This window comes from Altericroceibacterium indicum (assembly GCF_009828105.1).
GTDB classification, from domain to species: domain Bacteria; phylum Pseudomonadota; class Alphaproteobacteria; order Sphingomonadales; family Sphingomonadaceae; genus Altericroceibacterium; species Altericroceibacterium indicum.
In genome coordinates this window covers 519,243-543,350 of the sequence record NZ_WTYQ01000001.1, presented here as the reverse complement: position 1 = coordinate 543,350, position 24,108 = coordinate 519,243, and the positions used below count along the sequence as shown (strand labels likewise).

23 protein-coding genes are annotated in these 24,108 nt (G+C 55.7%); 11 read left to right on the top strand and 12 right to left on the bottom strand.

Annotation, left to right across the window (positions count from 1 at the left end; all coding sequences use genetic code 11):
* Positions 1-10: 10 nt before the first annotated feature.
* Complete coding sequence (locus GRI39_RS02725; RefSeq protein WP_160738142.1) at positions 11-1,339, bottom strand: MFS transporter; 1,329 nt, start codon at positions 1,337-1,339, stop codon at positions 11-13.
* A gap of 142 nt (positions 1,340-1,481) precedes the next feature.
* Entirely contained in the window at positions 1,482-1,865 is a 384-nt protein-coding gene (locus GRI39_RS02720; protein ID WP_160738141.1) for a nuclear transport factor 2 family protein, read from the bottom strand.
* Positions 1,866-1,996: 131 nt separating this feature from the next.
* Between GRI39_RS02720 and GRI39_RS02715 the strand changes: the two genes are divergently transcribed.
* Entirely contained in the window at positions 1,997-2,488 is a 492-nt protein-coding gene (locus GRI39_RS02715) for a DUF3237 family protein (RefSeq protein ID WP_160738140.1), read from the top strand.
* 19 nt (positions 2,489-2,507) lie between these two features.
* Here the strand turns inward: GRI39_RS02715 and GRI39_RS02710 are convergent, their stop codons facing one another.
* Positions 2,508-4,181 (bottom strand): CocE/NonD family hydrolase, encoded by a 1,674-nt coding sequence (locus GRI39_RS02710; RefSeq protein WP_160738139.1) that lies wholly within the window; start codon positions 4,179-4,181, stop codon positions 2,508-2,510.
* Positions 4,182-4,213: 32 nt separating this feature from the next.
* Positions 4,214-7,114 (bottom strand): TonB-dependent receptor domain-containing protein, encoded by a 2,901-nt coding sequence (locus GRI39_RS02705; protein ID WP_160738138.1) that lies wholly within the window; start codon positions 7,112-7,114, stop codon positions 4,214-4,216.
* A gap of 260 nt (positions 7,115-7,374) precedes the next feature.
* Here GRI39_RS02705 and GRI39_RS02700 point away from each other — a divergent pair, with 260 nt between their 5' ends.
* The 5 genes from GRI39_RS02700 to GRI39_RS02680 all read left to right on the top strand — a co-directional run bounded on the left by GRI39_RS02700 (position 7,375) and on the right by GRI39_RS02680 (position 12,080).
* The gene (locus GRI39_RS02700) at positions 7,375-7,833 is read left to right on the top strand and encodes a MarR family winged helix-turn-helix transcriptional regulator (RefSeq protein ID WP_160738137.1); all 459 of its coding nucleotides are present in this window, start codon (positions 7,375-7,377) and stop codon (positions 7,831-7,833) included.
* Between the two features lie 152 nt (positions 7,834-7,985).
* On the top strand, positions 7,986-8,477 hold the full coding sequence (locus tag GRI39_RS14745) for a winged helix-turn-helix transcriptional regulator (RefSeq protein WP_160738136.1): 492 nt from the start codon (positions 7,986-7,988) through the stop codon (positions 8,475-8,477).
* 112 nt (positions 8,478-8,589) lie between these two features.
* Complete coding sequence (locus tag GRI39_RS02690; protein WP_160738135.1) at positions 8,590-9,768, top strand: glycosyltransferase family 4 protein; 1,179 nt, start codon at positions 8,590-8,592, stop codon at positions 9,766-9,768.
* A 127-nt stretch (positions 9,769-9,895) separates the two neighbouring features.
* Positions 9,896-11,374: an amidophosphoribosyltransferase gene (gene purF / locus GRI39_RS02685; RefSeq protein WP_160738134.1), complete on the top strand. Its 1,479-nt coding sequence runs from the start codon at positions 9,896-9,898 to the stop codon at positions 11,372-11,374.
* On the top strand, positions 11,367-12,080 hold the full coding sequence (locus GRI39_RS02680) for an SDR family NAD(P)-dependent oxidoreductase (RefSeq protein ID WP_160738133.1): 714 nt from the start codon (positions 11,367-11,369) through the stop codon (positions 12,078-12,080). Before purF ends, GRI39_RS02680 begins: the two co-directional genes overlap by 8 nt.
* Before the next feature lie 31 nt (positions 12,081-12,111).
* On the opposite strand, the gene GRI39_RS02675 is transcribed toward GRI39_RS02680, so the two are convergent.
* Positions 12,112-13,503 (bottom strand): cryptochrome/photolyase family protein, encoded by a 1,392-nt coding sequence (locus GRI39_RS02675; RefSeq protein WP_160738132.1) that lies wholly within the window; start codon positions 13,501-13,503, stop codon positions 12,112-12,114.
* Positions 13,504-13,771: 268 nt separating this feature from the next.
* On the opposite strand from GRI39_RS02675, the gene GRI39_RS02670 reads away from it, so the two are divergent.
* From GRI39_RS02670 to GRI39_RS02660, 3 genes are all read left to right on the top strand, one after another.
* Positions 13,772-14,260 (top strand): phosphatase PAP2 family protein, encoded by a 489-nt coding sequence (locus GRI39_RS02670; RefSeq protein ID WP_160738131.1) that lies wholly within the window; start codon positions 13,772-13,774, stop codon positions 14,258-14,260.
* Positions 14,261-14,330: 70 nt separating this feature from the next.
* A complete protein-coding gene (locus tag GRI39_RS02665; protein ID WP_160738130.1) occupies positions 14,331-15,278 on the top strand; it encodes an alpha/beta hydrolase in 948 nt (315 codons plus the stop codon).
* A complete protein-coding gene (locus tag GRI39_RS02660; protein WP_160738129.1) occupies positions 15,278-15,766 on the top strand; it encodes an RNA pyrophosphohydrolase in 489 nt (162 codons plus the stop codon). Before GRI39_RS02665 ends, GRI39_RS02660 begins: the two co-directional genes overlap by 1 nt.
* Positions 15,767-15,819: 53 nt before the next feature.
* Here GRI39_RS02660 and GRI39_RS02655 read toward each other — a convergent pair whose 3' ends face one another.
* The 5 genes from GRI39_RS02655 to GRI39_RS02635 all read right to left on the bottom strand — a co-directional run bounded on the left by GRI39_RS02655 (position 15,820) and on the right by GRI39_RS02635 (position 20,131).
* Complete coding sequence (locus tag GRI39_RS02655; protein ID WP_246204834.1) at positions 15,820-16,323, bottom strand: tetratricopeptide repeat protein; 504 nt, start codon at positions 16,321-16,323, stop codon at positions 15,820-15,822.
* A 64-nt stretch (positions 16,324-16,387) separates the two neighbouring features.
* A complete protein-coding gene (locus tag GRI39_RS02650; RefSeq protein ID WP_160738127.1) occupies positions 16,388-17,566 on the bottom strand; it encodes an RsmB/NOP family class I SAM-dependent RNA methyltransferase in 1,179 nt (392 codons plus the stop codon).
* The gene (locus GRI39_RS02645) at positions 17,563-17,808 is read right to left on the bottom strand and encodes a hypothetical protein (protein WP_160738126.1); all 246 of its coding nucleotides are present in this window, start codon (positions 17,806-17,808) and stop codon (positions 17,563-17,565) included. Before GRI39_RS02645 ends, GRI39_RS02650 begins: the two co-directional genes overlap by 4 nt.
* The gene (gene guaB, locus GRI39_RS02640) at positions 17,808-19,265 is read right to left on the bottom strand and encodes an IMP dehydrogenase (protein ID WP_160738125.1); all 1,458 of its coding nucleotides are present in this window, start codon (positions 19,263-19,265) and stop codon (positions 17,808-17,810) included. Before guaB ends, GRI39_RS02645 begins: the two co-directional genes overlap by 1 nt.
* 110 nt (positions 19,266-19,375) lie before the next feature.
* On the bottom strand, positions 19,376-20,131 hold the full coding sequence (locus GRI39_RS02635) for a 3-hydroxybutyrate dehydrogenase (protein ID WP_160738124.1): 756 nt from the start codon (positions 20,129-20,131) through the stop codon (positions 19,376-19,378).
* Between the two features lie 113 nt (positions 20,132-20,244).
* Here GRI39_RS02635 and ypfJ point away from each other — a divergent pair, with 113 nt between their 5' ends.
* Positions 20,245-21,114, top strand: a complete 870-nt coding sequence (gene ypfJ, locus GRI39_RS02630; RefSeq protein WP_160738123.1) for a KPN_02809 family neutral zinc metallopeptidase — start codon at positions 20,245-20,247, stop codon at positions 21,112-21,114.
* A 91-nt stretch (positions 21,115-21,205) separates the two neighbouring features.
* On the opposite strand, the gene GRI39_RS02625 is transcribed toward ypfJ, so the two are convergent.
* Both GRI39_RS02625 and GRI39_RS02620 read right to left on the bottom strand, forming a co-directional pair.
* Complete coding sequence (locus GRI39_RS02625) at positions 21,206-22,903, bottom strand: M56 family metallopeptidase (protein ID WP_160738122.1); 1,698 nt, start codon at positions 22,901-22,903, stop codon at positions 21,206-21,208.
* Positions 22,900-23,289, bottom strand: coding sequence for a BlaI/MecI/CopY family transcriptional regulator (locus GRI39_RS02620; RefSeq protein WP_160738121.1), 390 nt, complete (start codon positions 23,287-23,289; stop codon positions 22,900-22,902). Before GRI39_RS02620 ends, GRI39_RS02625 begins: the two co-directional genes overlap by 4 nt.
* 119 nt (positions 23,290-23,408) lie before the next feature.
* Between GRI39_RS02620 and GRI39_RS02615 the strand changes: the two genes are divergently transcribed.
* A complete protein-coding gene (locus GRI39_RS02615; protein WP_160738120.1) occupies positions 23,409-24,065 on the top strand; it encodes a peptidylprolyl isomerase in 657 nt (218 codons plus the stop codon).
* Positions 24,066-24,108 lie beyond the last annotated feature (43 nt).

Here is a 24,108-nt window from a genome sequence, read left to right as displayed (position 1 = left end):
AAGTCCCTCTTCACGTTGCCATCTCATACTTTGTCCGCCCGAGCAGGAAGACGAGGGCAGCCACGGCCAGCGGCACCAACGCTGCAAGGCCGAGTGTAAGCTGCAGGGTGAAGCTCTGGTCAATCGCCATGCCGCCATAGAGCGGTGCCAGAACGCCGCCGATACGCCCCGCGCCCCCTGCCCAGCCAAGCGCGGTGGAACGCATTCTTGGCGGATAGATCTGAGTGATAAAAGTGTTCAACCCAGCCTGCCCACCGGTGAGCAGGAAGCTCCAGCCTATCATCACGACAATGAATATGGGCGATTCAAAGGGAATGTAGGCAAGCGCTATCATCGTTGCGGCAAGGCCAATATAAACCAACGGAATGAGATTGGTGGCGGTGAAGCGATCCATCAGATAGCCAATCGTCAGCGTACCGGTGACCCCTCCAAGATAGGCGATCATGGCCGAAATCGCGAAACGCTGGATCGGGATATTGGCCATTTCCTGAAAGAACGTCGGGAGCCATGCGCCGAGCAAGGCGATATTGGTCATGGACAGCAGGCAGGCTGCCCACAAGATGGCAGTCATCAAACCGCGCCCTTCGGTGAAAATATCGGACAGGCGGGCTTTCTGGCCCTTCTTATTGCCACTTCCCAGAACGAAAACTTCATCGCCATTGAGCGCGACATCAGGGTCCATACGCCGCAGCGTTTTGGCAATCGTCGGATCATTGGGGTTGCGTTCAGCACGAAATTTCAAAGACTCCGGCACAAACAACGCCAGCAGAGGAATACACAGGATGGGTACAATGCCGCCGATCCAGAAGCCGCTTTGCCAGCCATAAATGTCGATCAACCAGGCTGCGACTGCGCCGCTGGCTGCGCTCCCGCTGGAATAGCCCGCCAGCGCCAGAGCAATAAAGGTGGAACGGCGGCGAGCAGGCGTGGTCTCTGCAATAAGCGACAAGGCCATGGGTAGCCCGGCTGCCATGAACAGCCCGGCAATTGCGCGCATGATGGAAAGCTGAAACAACGTCTCGGCATAGACGCTCAGCAAAGTGATTGCGCCAAAGGATGCGCAGGCCAACATCAGCATTCGCCGTCGCCCGAACCTGTCAGCCAGCGGCGAGACGATGAACGCGCCAAGGGCCAGCCCGATCTGCTGGCAAACGAACAGGAAGGCCATCGCTTCCGGTGGCTCACCAAAACCTTCGGCAATCGCAGGGGCGATCTTGCCGATCATGAAAATATCGAATCCGTCCATGAAGCAGACGAGGCCGCAAACCAGCAGGACTGTGAGTTGCTTTGCGCCCACTTTCTGCCGGTCAACAAAAGCCTCGATATCGAATTGGTTCATTACGTCCGCTCCCTGCGCGCATCTTTGCAATGCTGCTTGGTGATTGAAACAGCGATTTATTGATTAATCAATCTCTAGTTGCGGTGTCCCAGCCCGTGCCACTTCGATCGATGGAGTCAACCCTGTGATCATGGTCATGCCATCACCCCTTGGAGCGGGTGGTGCGGATATGGGTGAATTTTCCATCCGCTCCGAAGGTATAGAAAATGAAGCTTTCGATATGGATTGACTGCCCCGCCTCAATCGGGCCGGCCATGAAATCAGGCCAGTCTGCAAGGGCATGAAATTCCGTTGAGATGATGCAGGCCAATCCATCATCGTCGAGAACAAGCTGATCGACGATCAGCGTTTCACGAATTTTGACAAAGACTTCGCGGTAGAATGCCCGGATGCCTTCGCGTGTATGAATGGTTTTCTTGCCACCAAGATCAAGCACAACATTTTCGTCATAAAACCGGGTAAATCCATCAAGATCGCCGCGATTGAATGCGCCAATGTAATTCTCCAGAAACTCCTCTTTCGTCACCCTACGCTCCCATTACAGACCAATGTTTCAGCCATTTCATACATGGCTACACAACGATGTTGATTAATCAACATCATCTCTCTAGGATTTTCGCAAGCAGCAAAAATTGCGGCGCCTTGATGGAGAGAACCTTGCCACATCCCCCGTCTGATATTCACCCTTTTGCCCCGAAATTTGAGTTTGCTTTTACGGTCAGCATAGAATTGACCCGCCCGGTGTGGGTGGAACCGTCCAGCATGGGCCAGACACGCGCCGGGATCTGGGCGAAGGAAGGGCATTTCGAAGGGCCAAGGATCAAAGGCCGGGTGATCCCGATGAGCGGCGGAGACTTCCCACTGGTTCGCCCCAATGGCGTGATCGACTTTGACGCGCGTTATTTCCTCGAAGCCGATGATGGTACTCCGATTTACCTGCAAAGCCGTGGCTATCGTTGGGCCGAGGGAGATGCGATGGACCGGATGGCGCGCAATGAACCGGTTGCGCCGGATGAATATTACATGCGTGTCTCGCCCAAATTCGATGTTCCTGAAGGGCCTCATGACTGGCTTGGAAAACACATCTTCGTTGGCGTTGCAGAGAAGGTGCCAGGGGCCAATCGCATCCATTATTTCCAGCTTTTGTGAGGGCGGGCGGCGCGCACCCTCAATCACCTTTCTGGATCACAGGGAGCTGCAAATAGCTTTCATAGCGGCCGCCAGTATGAATGATATGGTGGCCGTTGTTGCGCAGTTCCTCATGGCGGGCGAAGGGAAGATTGGGCAGGCTCTCGCGGTAAATATCCATTCCCTTGACCACCAGACGCAGGCTCTCCCCTTCTCGGAAAAGCACGGAGGCTGGCCAGATTTCGATATCAACCGGCACCACTTGTCCAGGTTGCAAAAGCTCTTCCGTCAGATGGCTGTGAACCGGCTGCCAGTCGGTTGAGCGCTGTTCATCCAATGCCCGGTGGCTGACCCTGAGCCACCCCAGCGCCATCGGCCCATCATCGTAGAAAGCGTAGAAATGGAAGCCCACCGGATTACCATGGGCATCCACTTTCTGAAGCGCGATAAAGAGGTCCATGTCCTCAGCGCCCTCAGCCTCCACCCATAGCCGGGCCTTGATATAGCCGGTGATCTCAGTGTCTTTTTCGAAACGATACAGGAATGTCGCTTCGCCTGCTTCATCAAGCGGGTCATAACGAGCGGCAGCCTCATTTTGGCAGGGTGCATCCAGCAGGCTACTGGTTCCGGCATCAAGATAAAGGCGGCGATATTCCGTTCCCACAAGCGGCCATGCAGGCTCACCCCGGACGACCCGCTTATGTGCCGTTTCGCACACATCGATGGTCACAGGAGGCCATGTGGTGACCTCAGTTTCACGGCCCTTCAGGAAATGGTCAAAGAAGACACGCTGCTTTTCACGGCTGGAAGGCTGGTAGAAATGCGCCCATTTCTTCTGCCCATGAACTTCCAGCCATTTTTGCGAGGATGATATCCGGCGATAGGCTTCAATTGTCCCGCGCGAATGCAGTCCCTGATCGGACCAGCTTGCCACCACATAGGCTGGAATATCAATCGCTTCGAGGTCAATTTCCTTGCTCCGCCAATAATCGTCATAGAGCGGATGCGCCTGAACATTGGCGTTGGTATCTTCGGTTTGGCCAAGCGAAAAACGTAAATTATCAGACCCACGCGGTAAAAACCCCGTTTCACGAATGCCGCCATGATAGGCAAATTCGCGATACCAGTCGGAAAAGCCCTCCCATGGATTGATAGCAGCAAGATGGGGCGGTTTGAGCGAGGCGACAAGATATTGGATCGCCGCCAGATAGGAGACGCCTGTCATCCCGATCCGGCCATTGCTCCAATCGCGTACCGCCAGCCATTCGATGCAATCGTAGCAATCTTGACCTTCGCCCATGCCATTGTGGCGCAAATCGCCTTCCGACAGCCATGCCCCGCGCGGATCGGCATAGGCTACCGCATAGCCTGCTGCGCACCAGAACATCGGATCGGGTGCTTCGAAAGCGGTAAATCGTGACATCCAGCCATGCTGCACGCCCGAAGGTGGCCACAATTGATCGGAAAGCCCATGCTTACCATAAGGGCTCCAGCCAAGCAGAATGGGCAGCTTTTCATCCAGTTGATCGACCGGCCGGTAAATATCGATCAATATCGTCGTGCCATCGCGCAAAGCTACTTCGCAATTGCGTTCGATTAACAGATCACCTTCAATTCTTCGATCATAGCCTCGTGGCGGCAATGGCGGTTTGTTGGGAGCTGAGTGCGGATCGACACCATCGCGCATGATCAATTCAAAATTACTGCTTTCCATGCCGGTCTCCCGTTAGCTCCCTCAACCAATGATCAATATTTGAAGCGCACGCCCACTTTGTAGGTCCGGCCAACAACATCATAGAGAACGTTATTGGTCGGGCCGAAACTGGACGGCAAATCTACCGGAGGGTCTTTGTCGAACAGATTGTTGATGACGCCGAACAGTTGCAAATTTCGCTCTCCATCACGCCACACATCATAGCTCGCATTGAGATTGAGATAGGTCCATGCGCCCACGCTATTGTCGCTGATGCTGTTGGGCAAAGCCGGATCATAGCCATCTTCATCCGGCCCGATCAGCGATGTATTATAGCGCCCGCCGGAAATATGCCGAACCTGAATTTGCGCGGCAAAGGGATCGTTGGAATAGCTGAGATAGCCATTGATAATATAGCGCGGCACACCCGATGGCTGAGAAACGGGAGACCCGTTCATCCCCGCACGATCCACTGATGTACCGCTGGAATCTTCGGTGATGAGATCATCTACAATCGTGCTGAGCAGGCGCAAAGACACATTACCGCCCATGCCATCAGAAAATGCAGAGAGCGGCACAGAATAATAGGCTTCCACATCAAAACCACGCGTAATCAGCGTGTTAAGGTTGAGGTTGTAATTGCGAACTTGTGTAATCGTGCCGCCGGCATCCCGGTCCACCAGAGTGCACAAGTCAGCAGCCCCTGCTTCGCAGCGATCAACGATCACTTGCGCCCCCAGGGTGGACACGGCACCGTTCAACTTGATGTCGAAATAGTCGACCGACAGTTTGAGATTGCCTGTCCCGACATTGGGCTGGAAAACAATGCCCGCAGTCCACGTATTGGCCTTTTCCGGTAACAAGTCGGGATTGCCGCCAATCAGAACGGAAGACAACACCTGCGCTTCTGTTCTGGGGTCCAGAATGGACTGGAAAGAGCTTTGCGGCGGGCCAAACAGTTCAAACACATTAGGCGCGCGAATATCGCGCGAACGGGTGACGCGCAGGCGCAGCCAGTCGGTTGCTTCCCATGTCCCGCCAAGCTTCCATGTGGTAACGGACCCGCTGGTGCTATAATCCGTCAGCCGTACAGCGCCATTGAGATCAAGCCCCGGCGCGATGGGAGCCCCGAGTTCAACAAAGCCTTCCCAGACATTCATCGAACCATCAATCGCAGATCCCGGCCCGGTGTAGAAATCCAGCGCCCTCGAAATGGCATCGGCGGTGCCACTCGCACTGTCGCGGCGAAATTCGACGCCGGTTGCCAAAGCCACCGGGCCTGCCGGCAGGGTGAAAGGGGTGCCATGCAACGTCAGCGACGCGACATGCTGGCGAAGCGTGGTGTCCTGAACCGAAGTTCCGGTGACATAATCTATCGCTTCAGCAGAAGGACTGCCCTCACCAAAAGGATTGAGCGGCTGGCATCCCTGTGCTGCAGCAACGCCTTGCAGCACTGCGCGGCAAACCGCATTGCCCGTTGCCGGATCTATCACCGCATCGAGGGCATAATTCATATGTGAATTGATCGTATTGTTGGCAGAGCTTTGGTGATAATCGGTCTGGCCGAACTGGTAATAGCCATCCAGGCTCCAGCCGCTGCCCAATTGCGCTTCCACACCTCCGACAAAGCGATAGGTTTCGCGTTTCACACTGCCGAGTGTCGGACCAATATCATTCCATATCCGGCCCATGGGAAAGGCCGCAATGCCAAGGGCGTCCATTTGCGCAGCCACACTGGCCGGCAGAAAGGCATTGTCGCGGGTTATCGTCCGGTTGGCGAGGTCGCGGCGCTGAGCGCCTATGGTATGAGCAGTCGCCCGTCCGTATGACCCTTCGGCAAAGAGCGTGACGGCGGAAGACAGATCATATTCGACATGGGCGAAACTGTTGATCCGTTCACTGGGCGATGAGATCGCAAAGCCTTCGTAAAACGCATTCCTGGGATCACCACCCCCGCTCTGGAACAGTCCGGCATTATAATATGTGCCGTAATCATGCTGGAATGTGGTGCCATCCGGATTAAATTCCGTCCCCCGCAGAGGGCTTCCGATAATCAGGCCGTTAACGCTGGCCAAAGCCACGCGCGTATTGGGCATAATGATCGTTCCGGCCTGCCCGCCGACGCGCGCGGGATTGCTGACCGTGTTATAGGACTTGGCGCACCATGAGCGCGAATAACAATCGCCCGTGCCCTTATCATTGACATATTCGACCCCGGCGACGATCCGCCCTGCCCCTCCGGCAAATTGCGACCCGCCTGCCAGAGACAACACATATTCGTCATCATCACCTGCATCGGCCACACCATATTGCGCTGATGCCCTGATCCCTTCGAGGTCAGTGTCGAGGATCAGATTGACCACGCCTGCCACAGCATCGGAACCATAGGCCGCCGAAGCACCACCGGTGACGACTTCAACCCGTTTGATCAGCGAAGTGGGTACAAGATTGAGATCAACAGCCCCGGCCGGAGCAAAGGAACTGCCCGCAACAGTAGCAGGCACCACTCGGCGGTTATCGATCAGGACCAGTGTGCGGTTTGCCCCTAGGCCGCGCAAATCAGCCGTGCTCGCACCAATATTGTTCAGAAAAATCGCGGTGGTCGAAGGCGTGCTCTGCGGACGAAATGCGGGTATGTCATTCAGAACCTGCGCCACATTGCTCGCGCCTTGACGGTCGATCTGTTCAGCGCCCAGCACAGTGACTGGCGTCGGCGCATCAAACCCGGCTTGAGACAAGCGCGATCCGGTCACCACGATGGTTTGAGGGTCGCTAGATGCAGGCCGGGTCTCACCATTTGGCCCGCCCAGCTGGTCTGTGTCAGTGGCTGAGGCACTTTGCTCCTGAGCCTGGGCTGTGGACGCTCCCAGCCCGGCACCGGCAGCTAATGCCGCCAGTCCGATGCAACTGCATGATGTGCGCGCAAAAATGCTCGCGGACAATCGCTTGGTCATCTCTCCCTCCTTCATGCAGGTCTACGCCCGCTCGGTTTTACGGCCCCAGGATTGAGCCGGACGCCTTTTCCCCGGAAGCCGCCTTTCAAGGTTGGTCTTCCGAATGCGCAGCCTCGGTCAACTTCGTTGAGGAGTCAAGATTATATGTAACGACATCGGATGTTCTCTCTCACTCAATTATCATGATTGATCATCTTTTTTACTTAATACACGATTTTGAACTTGCATTCATTCCTCTCAGCAGGCAGCAAAATGGCACGATGACACTGCCTGAAACATGGAATCTCTTTGGAGCTAACCAGCTGCCGCATCGTCTTTTGCTGCTGGCAAAGATGATCGATCGCGTCAGTTCGCGCAGCCTTCAGGAACAGTTTGGAATGTCTGTCGCCCAATGGCGGGTTCTGGCGTTTATCTGCACTTTCGGTCCGACCACAGGCGCAAACCTCAGCCAGTCCGCAGAGATTGACGGGGCCGAAATCAGCCGCGCGGTGAAAGCTCTGCTCGACAAGGGGATGGTCGAAAGAGAATTCGCCGAAGGCAGCCGGAAGCGCCAGATCATCATGCCCACGGAAAGCGGCAAAGCACTGTTCAGCAAAGTGCGCGTGGAGCGCGAAGGCTATTTCGGCAAAATCACCGCAAATCTCAGCCAAAAGCAGAGAGACGAATTAAGCCATTCACTAGAAATTATTGCGACTGCGGTAGATCGCGAGAGAAACTGAATACCCGCCCACGCGTCGCAAGTGCTTGGCAAATTTGCTGTTCAATCATGGCACAGCCATGCGGAAAAAGAGCCGGACAGCTTGCGAAACCTGTTCAATAGCCTCACCTGCTACATTGGCTTTGTATAAACATGCCATTGGGAGCATAATTTGTGACGTCTGATCTCGACAGGCTTGATCTCAGGATTCTTGAACGCCTGCAAATGGATGCGTCGGAATCTTCAAGCGAAATTGCGGAACATGTAGGTCTGTCTCAATCTCCTTGCTGGCGGCGAATGCAACGCTTACGCGAAGACGGCTATATCAAAGGCCAGGTCGCCATTCTCGATCGGGAGAAGTTTGGCGACAGCATCTATATCTTCGCGCAACTCAAAATGACGCGCATGAACACAGAGATGTATGCGCGTTTTTCCAAAGCCCTGAGCGCTATTCCCGAAATCACCGAAGCCTATACTCTGTTTGGCGAAATGGATGTGATGATCAAAGTGCTGGCTCCCAGCATCAGCTGGTATCAGGAATTCACTCTGAATGTTCTGCTTGAATTGCCCGGCGTTGAAGATGTTCGCTCCACCGCAACTTTGCTTGAGCTGAAGAACACCCATCAATTGCCACTGCCACAAGGCAACCCCAGCGCCGATAAGTAGCAATACCAGTACAGGCTTTTTATAAATACTCTTACATTCCAGTGCGATAACGCTTCTTCAGTATATTATGCTTTAAGGTACAAGCTGATATAAACAGAGGCTTTGATACGGAATGGATTTTTTCAGTGATACAGGCAGCCAAACACTGGCTGACAATTTCGGGGGCGAACACCCTGTTGTAGCGCGTGCCGATCTGCCGAAGTCGCGCCCTTTGCATGTCATGATCCTGCTCCACAGCGATTGCGGCAACAGAACCTCCCAGCGCCGCATTTTGCAATATGTTCATGCGCTCAAACGGGAAAATATTCACTGCGAAGTTCTACCATTTTATGGCCCACCGCCGCGCTCCCTCAAACATTGCGCATATGACGGTGGGCAAACACTCGCCAGCAGCCTGAACAAGCGGTTTCATTCCTTACGCCATCTGCGGGACGATATCGATCTGGTGTGGATCGAAAAGGAAGCGCTCCCTCATATGCCATGGCTGGCTGAGAAATTCCTGCTCCCCGCCAATATCCCGATCATCACCGATCTGGGGGACATGGATCTTCAACTACAGAGCCAGAATGAGAGCAGCGTTCTGCGGAATATGTTCTCCGATAAAGCCACGCAAATGATGAGAAATGCTACATTGGTGATGGCGGGCAATTCTCACATGATGGAACGCGCCAAACAGGCCGGGGCTACTTGGGTCGAAGTCATGCCAACCGCGATCACCCCCTGCACCGTAAACCCTGTCCAGCGCAGCCATGCTGACTGCAAATTGCGGGTAGGATGGATTGGCACTGCGCCTGCCTGGACCCGCGAGGCAGAACCTTTGTTCCGTTCGCTCAGTCCAATCTTCACCCAAAAGAACGCCGTTGCCAGAGTGGTCGGCGCCCGAGCAGGCCGATCACGCTGTGGCTTTCTGGATTATCACCCGCGCACTCCCGGTGCTGAAACCGATCAGATTACCGCTATGGATGTGGCCCTCGCCCCGTTGGAGAATGGCCCGCTTGGCGAAGCCGCCAGTGGCTATCAGATCATGCGATATATGGCCTGCGGCGTTCCGGTCATCGCATCGCCTCTCGGCGCACAGGGAGAGATCATAGAACATGGGGTCAACGGCTTTCTTGCCTCAAACGAGGAAGAATGGTGCAGCGCACTAAACGCCCTGCTTGAAGATGCCGATTTGCGCCGAAAGATTGGCAATGCAGGAAAGGCAAAAGTGGAAAAAGAATTCACCTTGCCCAGAATCGTCCCGAAAATAGCGAATTTGCTGAACCGCGCAGCAGCGTTGAAGGCCGCATAACCGAGCCATTTGTCTGCGTTGAAAGGCGTCTGTCGCGAACCCGGTTGCACAAAACATACCGCTAGACTTGTAATTTCAGCGTAATATCGCCAAGGGGGTGCCTCATTCAGAGACCCAAGCGGGACACATGAATCTTACCCATCCTTTACTTGATCATGACGGCGACAAGCTCCACGAAGAATGTGGCGTTTTCGGCGTAATCGGCGCAACCGACGCATCTGTCATCTGCGCCCTCGGCCTCCACGCTCTGCAGCATCGCGGACAAGAAGCGGTCGGAATGACCAGCTTCGACGGAACGGAATTTTATACGCGACGTGGCATGGGCCATGTGGCGGATAATTTTGCTTCCGGAGAATCCCTTGCAGAATTGCCCGGCGATATGGCGGTTGGCCATGTGCGCTATGCCACCACTGGCGGCTCAGGCCTGCGCAATGTGCAACCGCTCTATGCCGAACTGGCCAGCGGCGGTTTCGCCGTGGCGCATAATGGCAATATCTCCAACGCAATGGCATTGCGGCGCGAATTGGTGCGCAAGGGTGCGATCTTCCAGTCCACATCGGACACGGAAGTTATCATTCACCTGACCGCTACCAGCCGTTACCCGACCATTCTCGATAAATTTGTCGATGCCTTGCGGATGGTGGAAGGGGCCTATTCGCTCATCTGCACCACGCCAGAAGGCATGATTGCCTGCCGCGACCCACTGGGCATTCGACCGCTGGTGATGGGCAAGATTGGTGGAGCCATTGTTTTCGCCAGTGAAACCGTGGCGCTTGATGTTGTGGGCGCGGAATTCCTCCGCCCGGTGGCACCAGGTGAATTGATCAGCGTCGACTTTGACGGCAACATCACTTCACACCATCCCTTCGGCACCGTGCCTTCGCGCCCGTGCATTTTCGAACATGTCTATTTCAGCCGCCCGGATTCGATCTTCAACAAGCGCTCGGTCTATGAATCGCGCAAGCAGATCGGCGTTCAGCTCGCGATGGAAAGCCCGGTCGATGCCGACCTGGTGGTGGCGGTGCCCGATAGCGGCGTGCCTGCAGCGATCGGCTATTCGCAGCAATCCGGCATCCCGTTTGAATTGGGTATCATCCGTTCGCATTATGTCGGCCGGACCTTTATTCAACCATCAGACGGTGTTCGCCATTCCAGCGTGAAGCGCAAACACAATGCCAACCGCCTGCTGGTGGAAGGCAAGAAGATCGTCCTGATTGACGATTCCATCGTGCGCGGCACCACCAGCCTCAAGATTGTGCAAATGATGCGCGATGCCGGGGCCAAGGAAGTGCATTTCCGCGTCGCCAGCCCCCCCACCGGCTATGGCTGCTATTATGGTGTGGATACGCCTGAACGCTCCAAGCTTCTGGCAGGCCGGATGGATGTTGCCGCGATGGCCGAATTCATTCAGGCAGACAGCCTGGCCTTTGTGTCGATTGACGGGCTTTACCGTGCGGTGGGCCTTGAAGAACGCAATGATAGCTGCCCGCAATATTGCGATGCCTGCTTCACCGGCGATTACCCCACCAAGCTGACCGATCTGATGGAACGCGAAGGCAATTCGCCGCAGCTTCCGCTCTCTGCCGGGACCAAAGTACATGGCTGAAGCACAAGTGTTTGAAGGTCAGATTGCAGTTGTGACAGGTGCCAGCCGTGGTATCGGCGCGGCAACAGCCAAGGCGCTGGCGGCGGCTGGTGCGCATGTCGTTCTGACAGCGCGCAAGGCTGCGGACCTTGAAAAGATCGAAGAAGAAATCTTCGCTCTGGGTGGCACCGCCACCATTGCCCCGCTTGACCTCACTGAAAGCGAAAGCATTTCTCGCCTCGCGCAAGCTGTGGGTGAACGGTGGGACAAGCTCGACATGCTGGTCATCAATGCGGCCAACCTGCCCGTACTGACCCCGGTTATCCAGATCGAGCCAAAAGGCTTCAATCAAGCGCTGACGCTCAACGTCCTGGCAACGCAGGCCCTGTTGGCCGCTTTCGATCCTCTGCTGAAACGCGCTGACAAAGGCCGGATCGTCGGCCTTACCAGTTCGGTTGGCGCTACGCCTCGTCCCTATTGGGGAGCCTATGGCGCAACCAAGGCTGCATTCGACACGCTTCTGTCCTGCCATGCGCAGGAAGTGGAACGCATTTCAAACGTTCGCGTGGCGATCCTCGACCCCGGTGCCACCCGCACACAGATGCGCGCCAAGGCCTATCCGGGTGAAGACCCCCAAACGGTCAAAGCACCTGAAGTGGTGGCCGATCGGATCGTTGCATTGATGCAGGAAGATTTCCCTGTAGCCCATCGTGAGCGGGTGGAATAATTTCACTCGCTCGCGTGTTTTTGGCGCGCAATCAATCCTCGGCAGCCTTCATCGCTTTATAGGCGTTTAAAGCCCTTTCACGTCCCTCTGTGTGTTCGATCAGTCGCTCTGGGTAACTCTCTGGGCGTTTCTCCGCAGACGGATCGTGGATATCTTCATCAGATAGATGAGCCAGTTCAGGCACCCATTCACGAATATAATTTTCTGCTGAGAATTTGGCGCTTTGCGACAGTGGCGCCATGATGCGGGTATAAAGCTGCGTGTCTACGCCAGTGCCGGAAACCCACTGCCAATTGGTGCCATTACTCGCGTAATCCGCATCCACCAGCGTATCCCAGAACCATTTTTCGCCATGCCGCCAATCAATCAGTAAATGCTTGATTAGAAAGCTCGCCACGATCATGCGCACGCGATTATGCATCCATCCGGTGGCCCATAATTGGCGCATTCCGGCATCAACGATGGGATAGCCCGTCTGCCCTTGCTGCCAGGCCTTCAGATCCTCTTCAATCAGATGTCCACGGTTGGGATTGCGCCACTCCAGGCCATCGTAACGCTCACGATAATTTTCCTCAGGATAATGCGGAAACTGGAATAGAATATTCTGCGCAAAATCTCTCCAGATCAGCTCGGAACGGAACACTTCCACACCCTGCCCGCGTTTGCCTTCCAGTGCTTTCCAGACCTGCGCCGGAGAGATTTCCCCCCAATGCAAATGGGGCGACAGGCGCGATGTGCCTTCAACCGAAGGCAAGTTCCGGCCCTTCTCATAATCACTTGCTATATCACTGAAATAAGAAAGCTTTTCATGCGCAGCACCTTCGCCCACTTCCCATGTTTTACGCAAGCCAGCCGCCCAATCGGGCTTGGTCGGCAGCAAGTCCCAATCCTCTAATCGGTCGGACTGCGGCCAGCTATCCGGCAGGGTAAAGCTGGGCTCCTCCAATGGATCGAAAGTCGGAAGAGCTTTCTGCAAGGCTTTGTAAAACGGGGTGAAAATCTTGTAAGTTCCGCCAGAACCGGTCGTCACGGAACCCGGCGGCATCAGATAATTGCCATCATACAGATCCAGTTCGAGCCGATCAGCCAGTTCCTCTTCCGCCTTTCGCCACCAAGGTTCGTAATGGCTGATTGCATGGACCGTCTCGGCGCCCACTGCCTCAGCCAATTCGCTCAGCTTTTCAACGCAATCCCCGCGCAAAAGCGTGAGTTTTGCGTTGTGGCGTGCCAGTCCGGTAGCCAGCGATTCCAGACTATGATGCAGCCACCAGCGTGATGCTCCGCCCAGCTTTCGGTCCCCCGCCCGTTCATCATCAAGCACATAGACTGGGATAATCGGCCCCCGTTGCGCTGCCGCGTAAAGTGCCGGCTGATCACGCAATCGAAGGTCCCGTCTGAACCAGACGATCTGTGGCTTGGGCATGGTCTCTCCGGGGATAAAGGTTTACGATATATCAGGGAACAGGAAACGCACCGCTGTGGTTCCCTCAAGAGCGAAGCCGGACTAAGAGAGAGCGAATTTGCCAGAGAGGAAGGCTTCATACGGCCAGTTTCAATTGCCCGCCCTTCTCTGTGGCTTAGGTTTTGCCTCTATTGCAGCTCTGGTCATCACCGGACACAGTGCTCCGCTTGACGGTCTTGCCATGTGGATCAGACCAATAGGCACATCGCCTCCAGTGCTCCAGGAAACCATGCGTGACATCACCGCCATGGGCGGCGTAGCCTTACGCAATATCGCTGCTCTCATCGGCATTACCGCGCTGGTCCTGCTCCATCAGAAACGGCAGGCAGCGATACTGGCAATGATCATCCTGAGCGGTTGGTTAGCCGAAACTGCAGTGAAATACTCGGTCGAACGGGCAAGGCCCGATATTCTTGGCCAGCTTACTCATGCTGGTGGCCCCAGCTTTCCCAGCGGGCACTCTTTTAACGCAGCTTTGGTCGCTCTTGCCTTGACGCTCGCTTTTACCCCCTTCGTAAACACACCGATTCTGCGAAAATTTCTGGTGTGTACCGCCGTCGCCCTCAGTTTTCTTGTCGCTTTCAGCCGGGTGTGGCTGGGCGTTCATTATGTGAGCGACGTGATGGCCGGATGGCTTGGAGGCACCGCATGGGCGCTTTGCTCAGCGCAATTTTTTGCAACTTCTGGTCCACACACCGCAACAGAAACATGTGAATGACAATCAATCCACCAAGCGTCATGGAAATGTGCCGCCAGCGCACTTACCTTCGCTTTAAAGGGAGATGACTATGCCTGATGAAACACCGTTTGTTCGCCCTGATGTGGCTGCTGTGTTGAAAATGATGGCTGCATCTGAACAACCACCATTGGATACTTTACCGCTTGATCAGGCGCGCAGGGCGATGGATGGCATGCAGGAACTGGTAGAGCTGCCTGCGCATGATTTGGCGGTGATTGAAGACCTCGCTTGCCCTGGTCCGGCGGGAGATATTCCTCTCCGCCTCTATGATGCACGCGATGTGCGCGCACCCGGCCCGGTGATCCTGTTCATCCATGGCGGCGGTTTTGTGATTGGCGATCTCGATTCCTATCACAACCTTTGCACCGAGATAGCCCTGCGCACAGATTTGCCGGTTCTGTCGGTTGATTATCGACTGGCTCCAGAAAACCCTTTCCCGGCAGCGCCAGACGATGTTGAAGCGGCCGCGCGCTGGGCCGCGGGAAGCCCCACCGCACTTGGCAGAGTTGTCACCGGGTTGATCCCGATGGGTGACAGTGCAGGTGGCAATCTCACACTTGTGACCACGCAATCGCTGATGCTCCAACCGGCCACCGTTCCGGTCATCGCACAGGTTCCGCTCTATCCTCTGACTGACGATATCGCCGGCCACCCTTCTTACACCGAATTTGGCGAAGGCTATCTGCTTACTAGCCGTGCGATGAAATGGTTCACTGAATGTTATAACCCAACCCCTGGGGACCGCCGGAATCTACCAATCCTTGGGCCCTTGGAAAACACACCGCCGACGATTTTGGCAACGGCCGGACTGGACCCCTTGCGAGATTCTGGGCGTAATTTCGCAGCACGGTTGATCCAGGCGGGCTGCGATGTCACTTATCTCGAAATGTCCGGAAATATTCACGCCTTTGCGAATTTACGGAAAGCTATCCCAAGCGCCCAGAAAGACCTTCTGGCGATTTTGGGTGCATTGAAAAACACTTTGGAGCGTCTCTGATGAACGAGCGAAACCCACTCGATTACCGGCCCTGCGTTGGGATCATGCTGGTTAATGAAGAGGGACAAGTCTTTGTCGGCAAGCGGATCGATAATCGGGAAGGCGACTGGTGGCAGATGCCGCAAGGCGGTGTCGACAAGGGTGAAGAACCATCAGATGCGGCCTATCGCGAGCTGGAGGAAGAAACCGGTGCGACCCGCGATGATGTGGAACTCATTACCCGGCTCGACAGCGAGATATTCTATGACTTGCCATCTGAACTGAAGGGCAAATTGTGGGGTGGAAAATATATCGGCCAGCGTCAGATCTGGTATCTCGCCCGCTTTACCGGCACGGATGATGACATCAATCTCGAAGCCCATGATCCGGCAGAATTCTGCGAATGGAAATGGGTGGAGGCCGAAACCCTGCCCGATCTGATCGTGCCATTCAAACGCGCTGTCTATTCTGAGGTGGTCAACGGTTTCCGGGACGACATTAACCTGTGAACCATTCGAAGGCAGGGAATACAAATATCGCATCCCTGCCTTGAAGTGATGTTCTAGTTTTTCACAACATCGCTATCAGGATCGACAGCTTCGGCTGTCATGACAGAGGGCTTTGGACCACGTTCAATCGCGGCAGCGAGCTGTTCGGTTTGCGCACATCCCGTGCCGCACATCGATTCCAGCTGGGCGAGATTGCGCTTGGCTTTTTCAACCGCACCCTTCTCCACCAGAGCTTCGCCTTCACCGGCAATTGCAGCAAGATCACCCGGTGCGCGGGCCATTGCTGCCCGGTAATAATGGATTGCCTTGCCTTGCAAATCCTGTTTGCGCGCTGCATCCCCCAGCTCAATATAGACCTTTGTATAGGCAGGATCGACTGCCAGCGCGGCCTCGAAGGAATCGATAGCCTTTTCAATCTCACCATGATCGAGAAGGGTCTGGCCTTGGCTCAAAAGCTGGGCTGCACGAGGGTCCGGTTCCCGGTCACCAGCATATCCCACGCTAGCCGTCACCGCAAAAAGCAGTGAAAGGGCAGCAGCAGCGGGGGTATAACGCATCACGATCTCCTTAAGGGCGGGCAGCGGTTTATGATTTTGAACTGCCATCGTAACGCTCAGACTATCATCTCTTTCCTAGGCGCGCGATGAAAAATCCGTCTGTGCCATCGTGAAATGGTGAAAGCCGCCATCCACCTTTTCTCGCACGACCTGCGAGCAGTGACAATGGCTCTCCTTCCCACCCTTCATGGCGGGATAGAAAAGCATCGACTTGATGGGCACCCTCTTCATCGAGCAAGGAGCATGTGACGTAAATCAGCCGGCCACCGGGGCGCACCAATTTGGTTGCAATGTCTAGCAGGTAAGACTGCGTTTCGACATAACGGGCCAATTGCCCTTCATCCAAACGCCAGCGCGCTTCAGGGTTGCGCCGCCATGTACCGGTGCCCGAACAGGGCGCATCAACCAGCACCGCATCAGCTTGCCCGCAAAATTCTGCCAGCGCCTCCAGCTCACGCCCTGGATTAAGCAGTACCGTTTCACCAATCAGCGCCCCTGCCCGTTCTGCACGGGGGGCCAGACGCGATAGACGTGAACGATCGGTATCGGCAGCGATCAAACGGCCTTTATTGCCTATCGCAGCAGCCAGAGAGAGGGTTTTGCCCCCTGCCCCTGCACAAAGATCGATAATCGTCTCACCTGGCATTGCGGCAACTGCTTCACAGGCTAGCTGGCTTCCGCCATCCTGAATTTCGACCAGACCTTCCCGAAAGGCCTGCGTCTGTTCAACCTGTGTGCCCGATGCAACCCGCACACCGTGAGGAGCAGAGAGAGCTTCTGTGTCGAATGGCAAATCAATCGAATCACGCGTTGTTTTGAGGGCGTTGATCCTCAGATCAAGTGCTGCACGGTCCAACAAGGCCGTAGCTTCCTCACCTGCGACACCGGAGGCTTCAAGGCGATCTTCCAGCCATTGAGGAGCTACACCGCCCCGTGCTGGCTCTTCGCCGTCCTCAAGCGCCGCTGGGCCATAATTGGAGCCATCAAACAAGGACATCAGCACCGGATCAGCATCCGCCAAGCGAAGCGCTGCAGCACGGCCGTTTTCAGGGATAGGTCCACAGGCACGGATAGCACCATAAACCAGTTCACGGATGGCGCGGCGATCCTTTGATCCGGCAAAGCGGTGTGACTTGAACCACTCTGCCAGAATACGATCAGCAGGTGCGCCTTTGTTGCGGGCGGCTGCGATAATATCATCCAGCAATTCAATCGCAGTTTGAAGCCGGGCTGCTGGTGTCACTTGAGCTGCTCAAACAATTCTTGATATTCTTCCGGTCGCGGCGCCTGAACGCAGAAATAGCGATAGGCCTCCAGTCTATATTTGTCGGAGGCTTCCTGTGACTGACGGTCCATAAATGCCTTCCCTTTCTCTTCGCAGATATCCTCGCTCGCCACAAAGCTTTGCTGGATATCCATGGAGCCTTGTGGGTCGGCTGTTTGCCAGCCCACAAGGATCAGGAGATAGGGAAGGAATTCTACCATCAGCGTGTTGGGTAATTCGGTGCTTCGCGGGTAATCGACACGTCATGGACGTGACTTTCCGCAAGGCCTGAATTGGTGATGCGGATGAATTTGGCTTTCGTCTGCAAATCCTTGATCGTTGCCGATCCGGTATAACCCATTGCAGCCTTTACGCCGCCAACCAGTTGATGCACCACATCGCGCGCAGGGCCCTTGAACGGCACTTGCCCTTCGATGCCTTCAGGAACCAGCTTCATCTGATCCTTGATATCCTGCTGGAAATAGCGATCGGCACTACCACGCGCCATAGCGCCAACCGAGCCCATACCACGATAGGCTTTGTAAGCACGGCCCTGGTAAAGGAAGGTTTCACCCGGTGCCTCTTCCGTGCCGGCCAGCAGTGAACCGATCATCACCGTGGATGCACCAGCAGCAAGCGCCTTGGCGGCATCGCCCGATGTCCGAAGGCCACCATCGCCGATCACCGGAACACCGCTCTTCGCGGCTTCCTCAGCACTTTCCATGATTGCGGTCAGCTGAGGCACGCCAACACCGGCAACAATGCGCGTGGTGCAGATGGAGCCTGGCCCGATGCCAACCTTGATGGCATCCGCCCCGGCATCAACCAATGCGCGGGTTGCTTCTGCCGTCGCTACATTGCCAGCCACGATCTGGATCGAATTGGAAAGCTGCTTGGCGCGTTCAACCGCCTTGGCAACATCACGGTTATGGCCATGCGCTGTGTCGATAATGACAACATCACAACCAGCGTCCACCAGCGCTTCGGTACGGGCAAAGCCCTTGTCGCCTACCGTGGTAGCCGCAGCGACGCGCAGACGCCCTGCTTCATCCTTGGTAGCGTTAGGGAAAAGAACGGCCTTTTCGATATCCTTCACCGTGATGAGCCCGATGCATTTAAACGCATCATCCACCACGATCAGCTTTTCAATCCGGCGCTGATGCAGCAATCGGCGCGCCTCTTCCTGACTGACACCTTCACGAACCGTTGCGAGGTTATCGCTGGTCATCAACTCACGAACAGGCTGCAAGGGATTGTCCGCAAAGCGTACATCGCGGTGGGTGAGGATACCCACCAGCTTGCCGCCAGCATCGACCACGGGAATACCGCTGATCCGGTGACGCAGCATCATTTCCTGCGCCGTGCCCAGCGTTGCATCAGGCGCGATAGTGATAGGGTTTACCACCATGCCGCTTTCAAAGCGCTTGACCCTGCGAACCGCATCGCATTGTTCTTCAATGGTGAGGTTACGATGAAGCACACCGATGCCGCCCATCTGCGCCATGACAATCGCCATTTCGGCTTCTGTCACGGTATCCATCGCAGCAGAAAGAACCGGAATGTTGAGTTCAATACCGCGCGTCAGCCGGGTACGCGTGTTGGCCTGCGAAGGGACAATGTCACTTTCGGCCGGCCTCAGGAGGACGTCATCAAAAGTGAGGCCGGTCTCGATTTTCATAATTGCCACCGTTTCCTGTCCAAGACAAATTGTGGCGGCCCATGTAACCGCATGGAGCCAGAGTCGCTAGTGGGCTGGCGAATAAATACCAGGCCTTTTGCGCAATATTGTTATTCCGCCGTCCATCCACCGTCGATTGAGTAGTTGGAACCAGTGATATTGGCGGCTTCATCGCGGCAAAGAAACACTGCCAACGCTCCGATTTCCTCTGGCTGGACGAAGCGCTTGGTCGGCTGCTTGGCCAAAAGAATGTCATTCATCACTTCTTCGCGACTCATTTTGCGGCTTTTCATCGTATCCGGGATCTGGTTTTCAACCAGCGGCGTCCAGACATAGCCCGGACTAATGCAATTGACGGTAACCCCGCTTTGCGCAACTTCGAGAGCGATTGTCTTGGTCAGCCCTGCCAGCCCGTGCTTGGCCGAAACATAAGCAGACTTGAACGGCGATGCTCGCAAGGAATGGGCGCTGGCGGTCGAGATGATGCGTCCCCATCCCTGCTTCTTCATATAGGGCACGCCTAGCCGGGCGGTGTGAAATGCGGACGACAGGTTCAGCGCGATAATCTTGTCCCACATATCAACCGGAAATTCTTCTACCGGTGCAACATGCTGCATTCCAGCATTGTTGACGATAATATCGCAGTCCCCTGCGCCTTCCATCAGTTCTTCCACGCCCTTTGCACTGGTGAGATCAGCACCGACATGGGTGGCATCAAGAGCCTTGCATAACCCAGCGATTTCATCCTTATCGCCAAAACCGTTCAAGATAACTTCCGCCCCTTCGGCTGCGAGCGATCGAGCTATTGCCAGCCCAATCCCTGAAGTTGATCCGGTAACAAGGGCACGTTTTCCGCTGAGGAACATTATCGACTCCTGAAATTAGCCTGTGCAAAGATCGCATATCAAACAGGCCATCGGTATAGATATATGCGTTCTGCCATGTCTGAAAAGCGCCAGAACGAACGGGGAGTTCCAAAATGCGTCTCAAGAGGTTCAATCCGTCCAATATCAGCGTCCGTGGCGGCGGCGGCGGCGGCGGTTTTCCGGGCGGCGGCGGCGGAAAATTAGGCTGCGGCGGGCTGGTGATCGTTTTGATCGGCGCTGCTGTTTTCGGGCTCGATCCAGCACAAATGCTGGGCACGATGGATGCAATGCAACAGAGCAGCCCTTCCACACAAACGGTTGGACAGGATCAAAGCGCGGAAGCCTTGTGCAATTCCGATGCCTATTCGCTCGAAAGCTGCAACGCGCTCGATTCCCTGAACAACACCTGGAAACCGCTGTTTCAGCAGGCCAATATTCCTTTTCAGCAGCCCGATCTGGTGCTTTACAATGGCAATGTCAGGTCTGGATGTGGCGCAGCCTCCAGCGCCATGGGGCCATTCTATTGCCCGGCAGATCAGGGAATTTATCTCGACACGAGCTTTTATGACCAGCTTCATAAGCAGCTTGGTGCTGGGGGTGATTTTGCCCGCTATTATGTTGTGGCGCATGAATATGGTCATCACGTCCAGAACCTCACCGGCGTGGACAGGCAGGTGCGCCAGTTGCAACAACAAAACCCACAAGCGGCCAATGCCGTTCAAGTCAGAATGGAGCTACAAGCCGATTGTTATGCCGGTGTCTGGGCCGCAAAAAATCGCAAACTCATTGAACCAGGCGATATGGAGGAAGGCCTGACGGCCGCCAGCGCTATCGGTGATGACACACTGCAGCGCAATGCTGGCCAGCGCGTTAGCCCTGAAAGTTTCACCCATGGCACCAGTGAGCAAAGGATGCATTGGCTGACCGTAGGGCTGAAGAGCGGCGATGAGGACCAATGCGACACATTCGCTGACCTTAATTAAATTAACGGCAGGTTTTTCCAATGGAAAGGGCATCGAAACTGACTTGCGGTTTCGATGCCCTCTCCATTTTGCCAATATGTAATAATGCAGCTCAGCTTTCGCGGGACATTTCCGCAATTTGCTGATCAATTTCTGCGACTGCTTCCCGGCGTTGCGCAGTGGGGATCGCGCCGTTGCTGGAAATGCTCTGCCGTGCTGCCCGAAGCCCCTGAACAGCAGCAGATTTGGCTGCGCTCTGGCAGATCGAAATCACCGCTTGGCCATTGCGGGTGCTGGTGCTGGTCACTTTGCCATTGCCGGAGCATTTGGTGTTCACACGAACATTGGCTGAAGCAGCATGTGCGATCGCCACTGCGCGCTGGCGTTCAGCCTTGGCCTGCGCTTTTTCACTGATTGCAACAGCACGTTCAGCCGCTGCTTCGGCCTGTGCGGCCATTCTATCGCTTTGCGCTTCAACCCGGTCCGCCTCTGCATCCATACGATCAGACTGAGCGTCCATTTCCCGCTCCATCTGATCCATCTGCCGCTCAAACCGGGCTTCGTCTTCATCGCTCCATGTGCCACGTGCCCGCGCGATCTGTGCAGCCTTAGCAATTTTCCGGCTCTTGGCTGCGGTCGCGCGGATATCTTTCAGCACCTGCGGATCGATGTTGTGCGAGTAAGTGTAAGTATAGGTGCCCGGCGCTGGAGGAGCTGGCGGAACCGAAAGCATATCATCAACATCTGCTGGCGCAGGTGGCGCTTCAGGGACAGAGCCTAAGTCTGACATCTCAGGCGCTGCGGGTGCTTCTGGCGCTGTGGGTGCTGCCGGGATTTCGGCACTGGCATGGTCATGCCGGGCCTCGGCATAGGAAATTGAGGCGGTAAGCGGGATAGCCAGCGCACCGGCGCCAATCAGCCCGCGCGCAACCCACCGGCGACGTTCTGAAATTTCGTCCATGGTCAGGCTGCGCAAACGATGGATGATCGACTTTTCCCCTAGTACTGGGCAAGCCATCGGTGCTGCCAATGCAAGGTGCTCGCCCTTGGCAAATCCGGCAATGACATGAGCATAAACTGCGCGGTCTTCCCGGTTCCGGCCAGCCATAACCCTTGCATCACAGGCAGCTTCCTGATCGCGGCGCATAGCGCGCCAGCCGAGCCATGCCAGCGGGTTGAACCAATGAAGCGCCAGAAGAGGCTGAGCGATAATATTGGCCAAGAGGTCACGCCCGCGGTGGTGTGCCAGCTCATGCGCAATGGCTAGATCTCGGGCACGGCGGTCAGGATGTGCCATGAACAGGTCGGGTAAAGCCACCACCTGATCGCGCACCCCAAAAGCCACAGGGGAGCGCACAGCGGAGGTTTCAACCAGCCGAACCTTGCCGGCTTCACCCACAGGGCGGGCATCGGCCAGAAGCTGCTCCCGCATCTGGTGATAGCTGACCCAGCGCCACACCAGGAAACCCAGCGCACCCAGCAGCCAAAGCGATAGAAGCGCGTCACTGGCAGACCAACCACTCAGCCAGCCTTGCGCCGTAATCACCGGCTCTACCGTCGGCCCGGTATCAAAAGTGGCGCTGGCCGCAGGTGTAATCGCGATATCGGTTGCTTGAACGGCCGGTGCAAAACTGGCCGGCAGCACAATCGGTGGCATCAAAAAGCGCAAGAGTGGTAAGGACCATAGAGCGTAGGCATAAGAGGCACCGAAATGCCGCGCGACCGGGCGGCGCAATATCAGCACCAGCGCGATCAGCACGCCGCTATAGATGAATGTGTCGAGCAGAAAATCGAGCAGGTGAGCGGTCATTTCCGCAACTCCTTCAGCAAGCGTTCCATTTCATCAATATCATCATCGCTCAGCGCTTCGGCTTCGGCCAGATGTGCTACCAGCGTCGCCGCACGTCCGCCGAACAACCGATCTACCAGACGGCGGCTTTCGGTGCCGACATAGTCATTGCGGGCAATCTGAGGGGTGTAAAGAAAGCGACGGCCATCGGGCTGCGTTGCCACTGCCTGTTTGCTGACCAGCCGGGACAGCAACGTCTTCACTGTCGCAAGGCTCCAGTCACGCGAACCACCCACCGCTTTGCAAACATCGGCGGCAGACAGAGGCGCACGCTCCCACAAGGCTTCCATCACGGCATATTCAGCGTCGCTGATCCGTTCGGTCGTTGAAGTGTCGGAATGGCTCATATCATGCTCCGTGTTGACGACTACAGATGTAACCGATTCGACTACACCTGTAAACACAACTCAACTACGGAGCGCATATCGCCATCGACAGACGACATTTCCCTTGGCATCATCCCCTCATGTTTCGCAAAATCGCCCTTATCGCCGCTCCCTTATGCTTTTTCGCCACGGGAGCCTTCGCCCAGACGCCACCCGAACCGTCCAGCCCTGAACCGGCCACACAATTGGTGGTCATGGAAACCACACGCGGGGACATTACCCTTGCCATCGAAACCGAACGCGCGCCGATCACGGCAGCCAATTTCCTGCGCTATGCGGATGAAAATCGGTTTGATGGCACGGTGTTCTACCGGGCAATGAAGGTCGATTGGGGAGATCAGCCCAACGGCTTGCTGCAAGGCGGCACGCAGAATGATCCGAAGCGTATTTTGAAACCCATCGCCCACGAACCAACCAGCGAAACCGGCCTCAGCCACACGAGGGGTGCCATTTCCATGGCGCGCTTCGCCCCCGGCACCGCGACGGGCGATTTTTCGATCATGCTCGGCAATATGACCGGGCTTGATGCCAACCCGGATGCCGACAATGACGAGGCCAGAGCAGGCTTTGCGGTCTTCGGCCATGTGGTGAAGGGAATGGATGTGGTGGAAGCGATTTTTGAATCCCCCACTGATCCTGAAAAGGGCGAAGGATTTCTGAAAGGGCAAATGCTGGCAGATCCGGTCAAGATTATCGATGTTCACAGGGTGAAAGCGAGCGCGGCCCCTGCCCCATAAACCGATCATTCAAACCAATAAAAAGGCCGCCCTGCTCCATGCA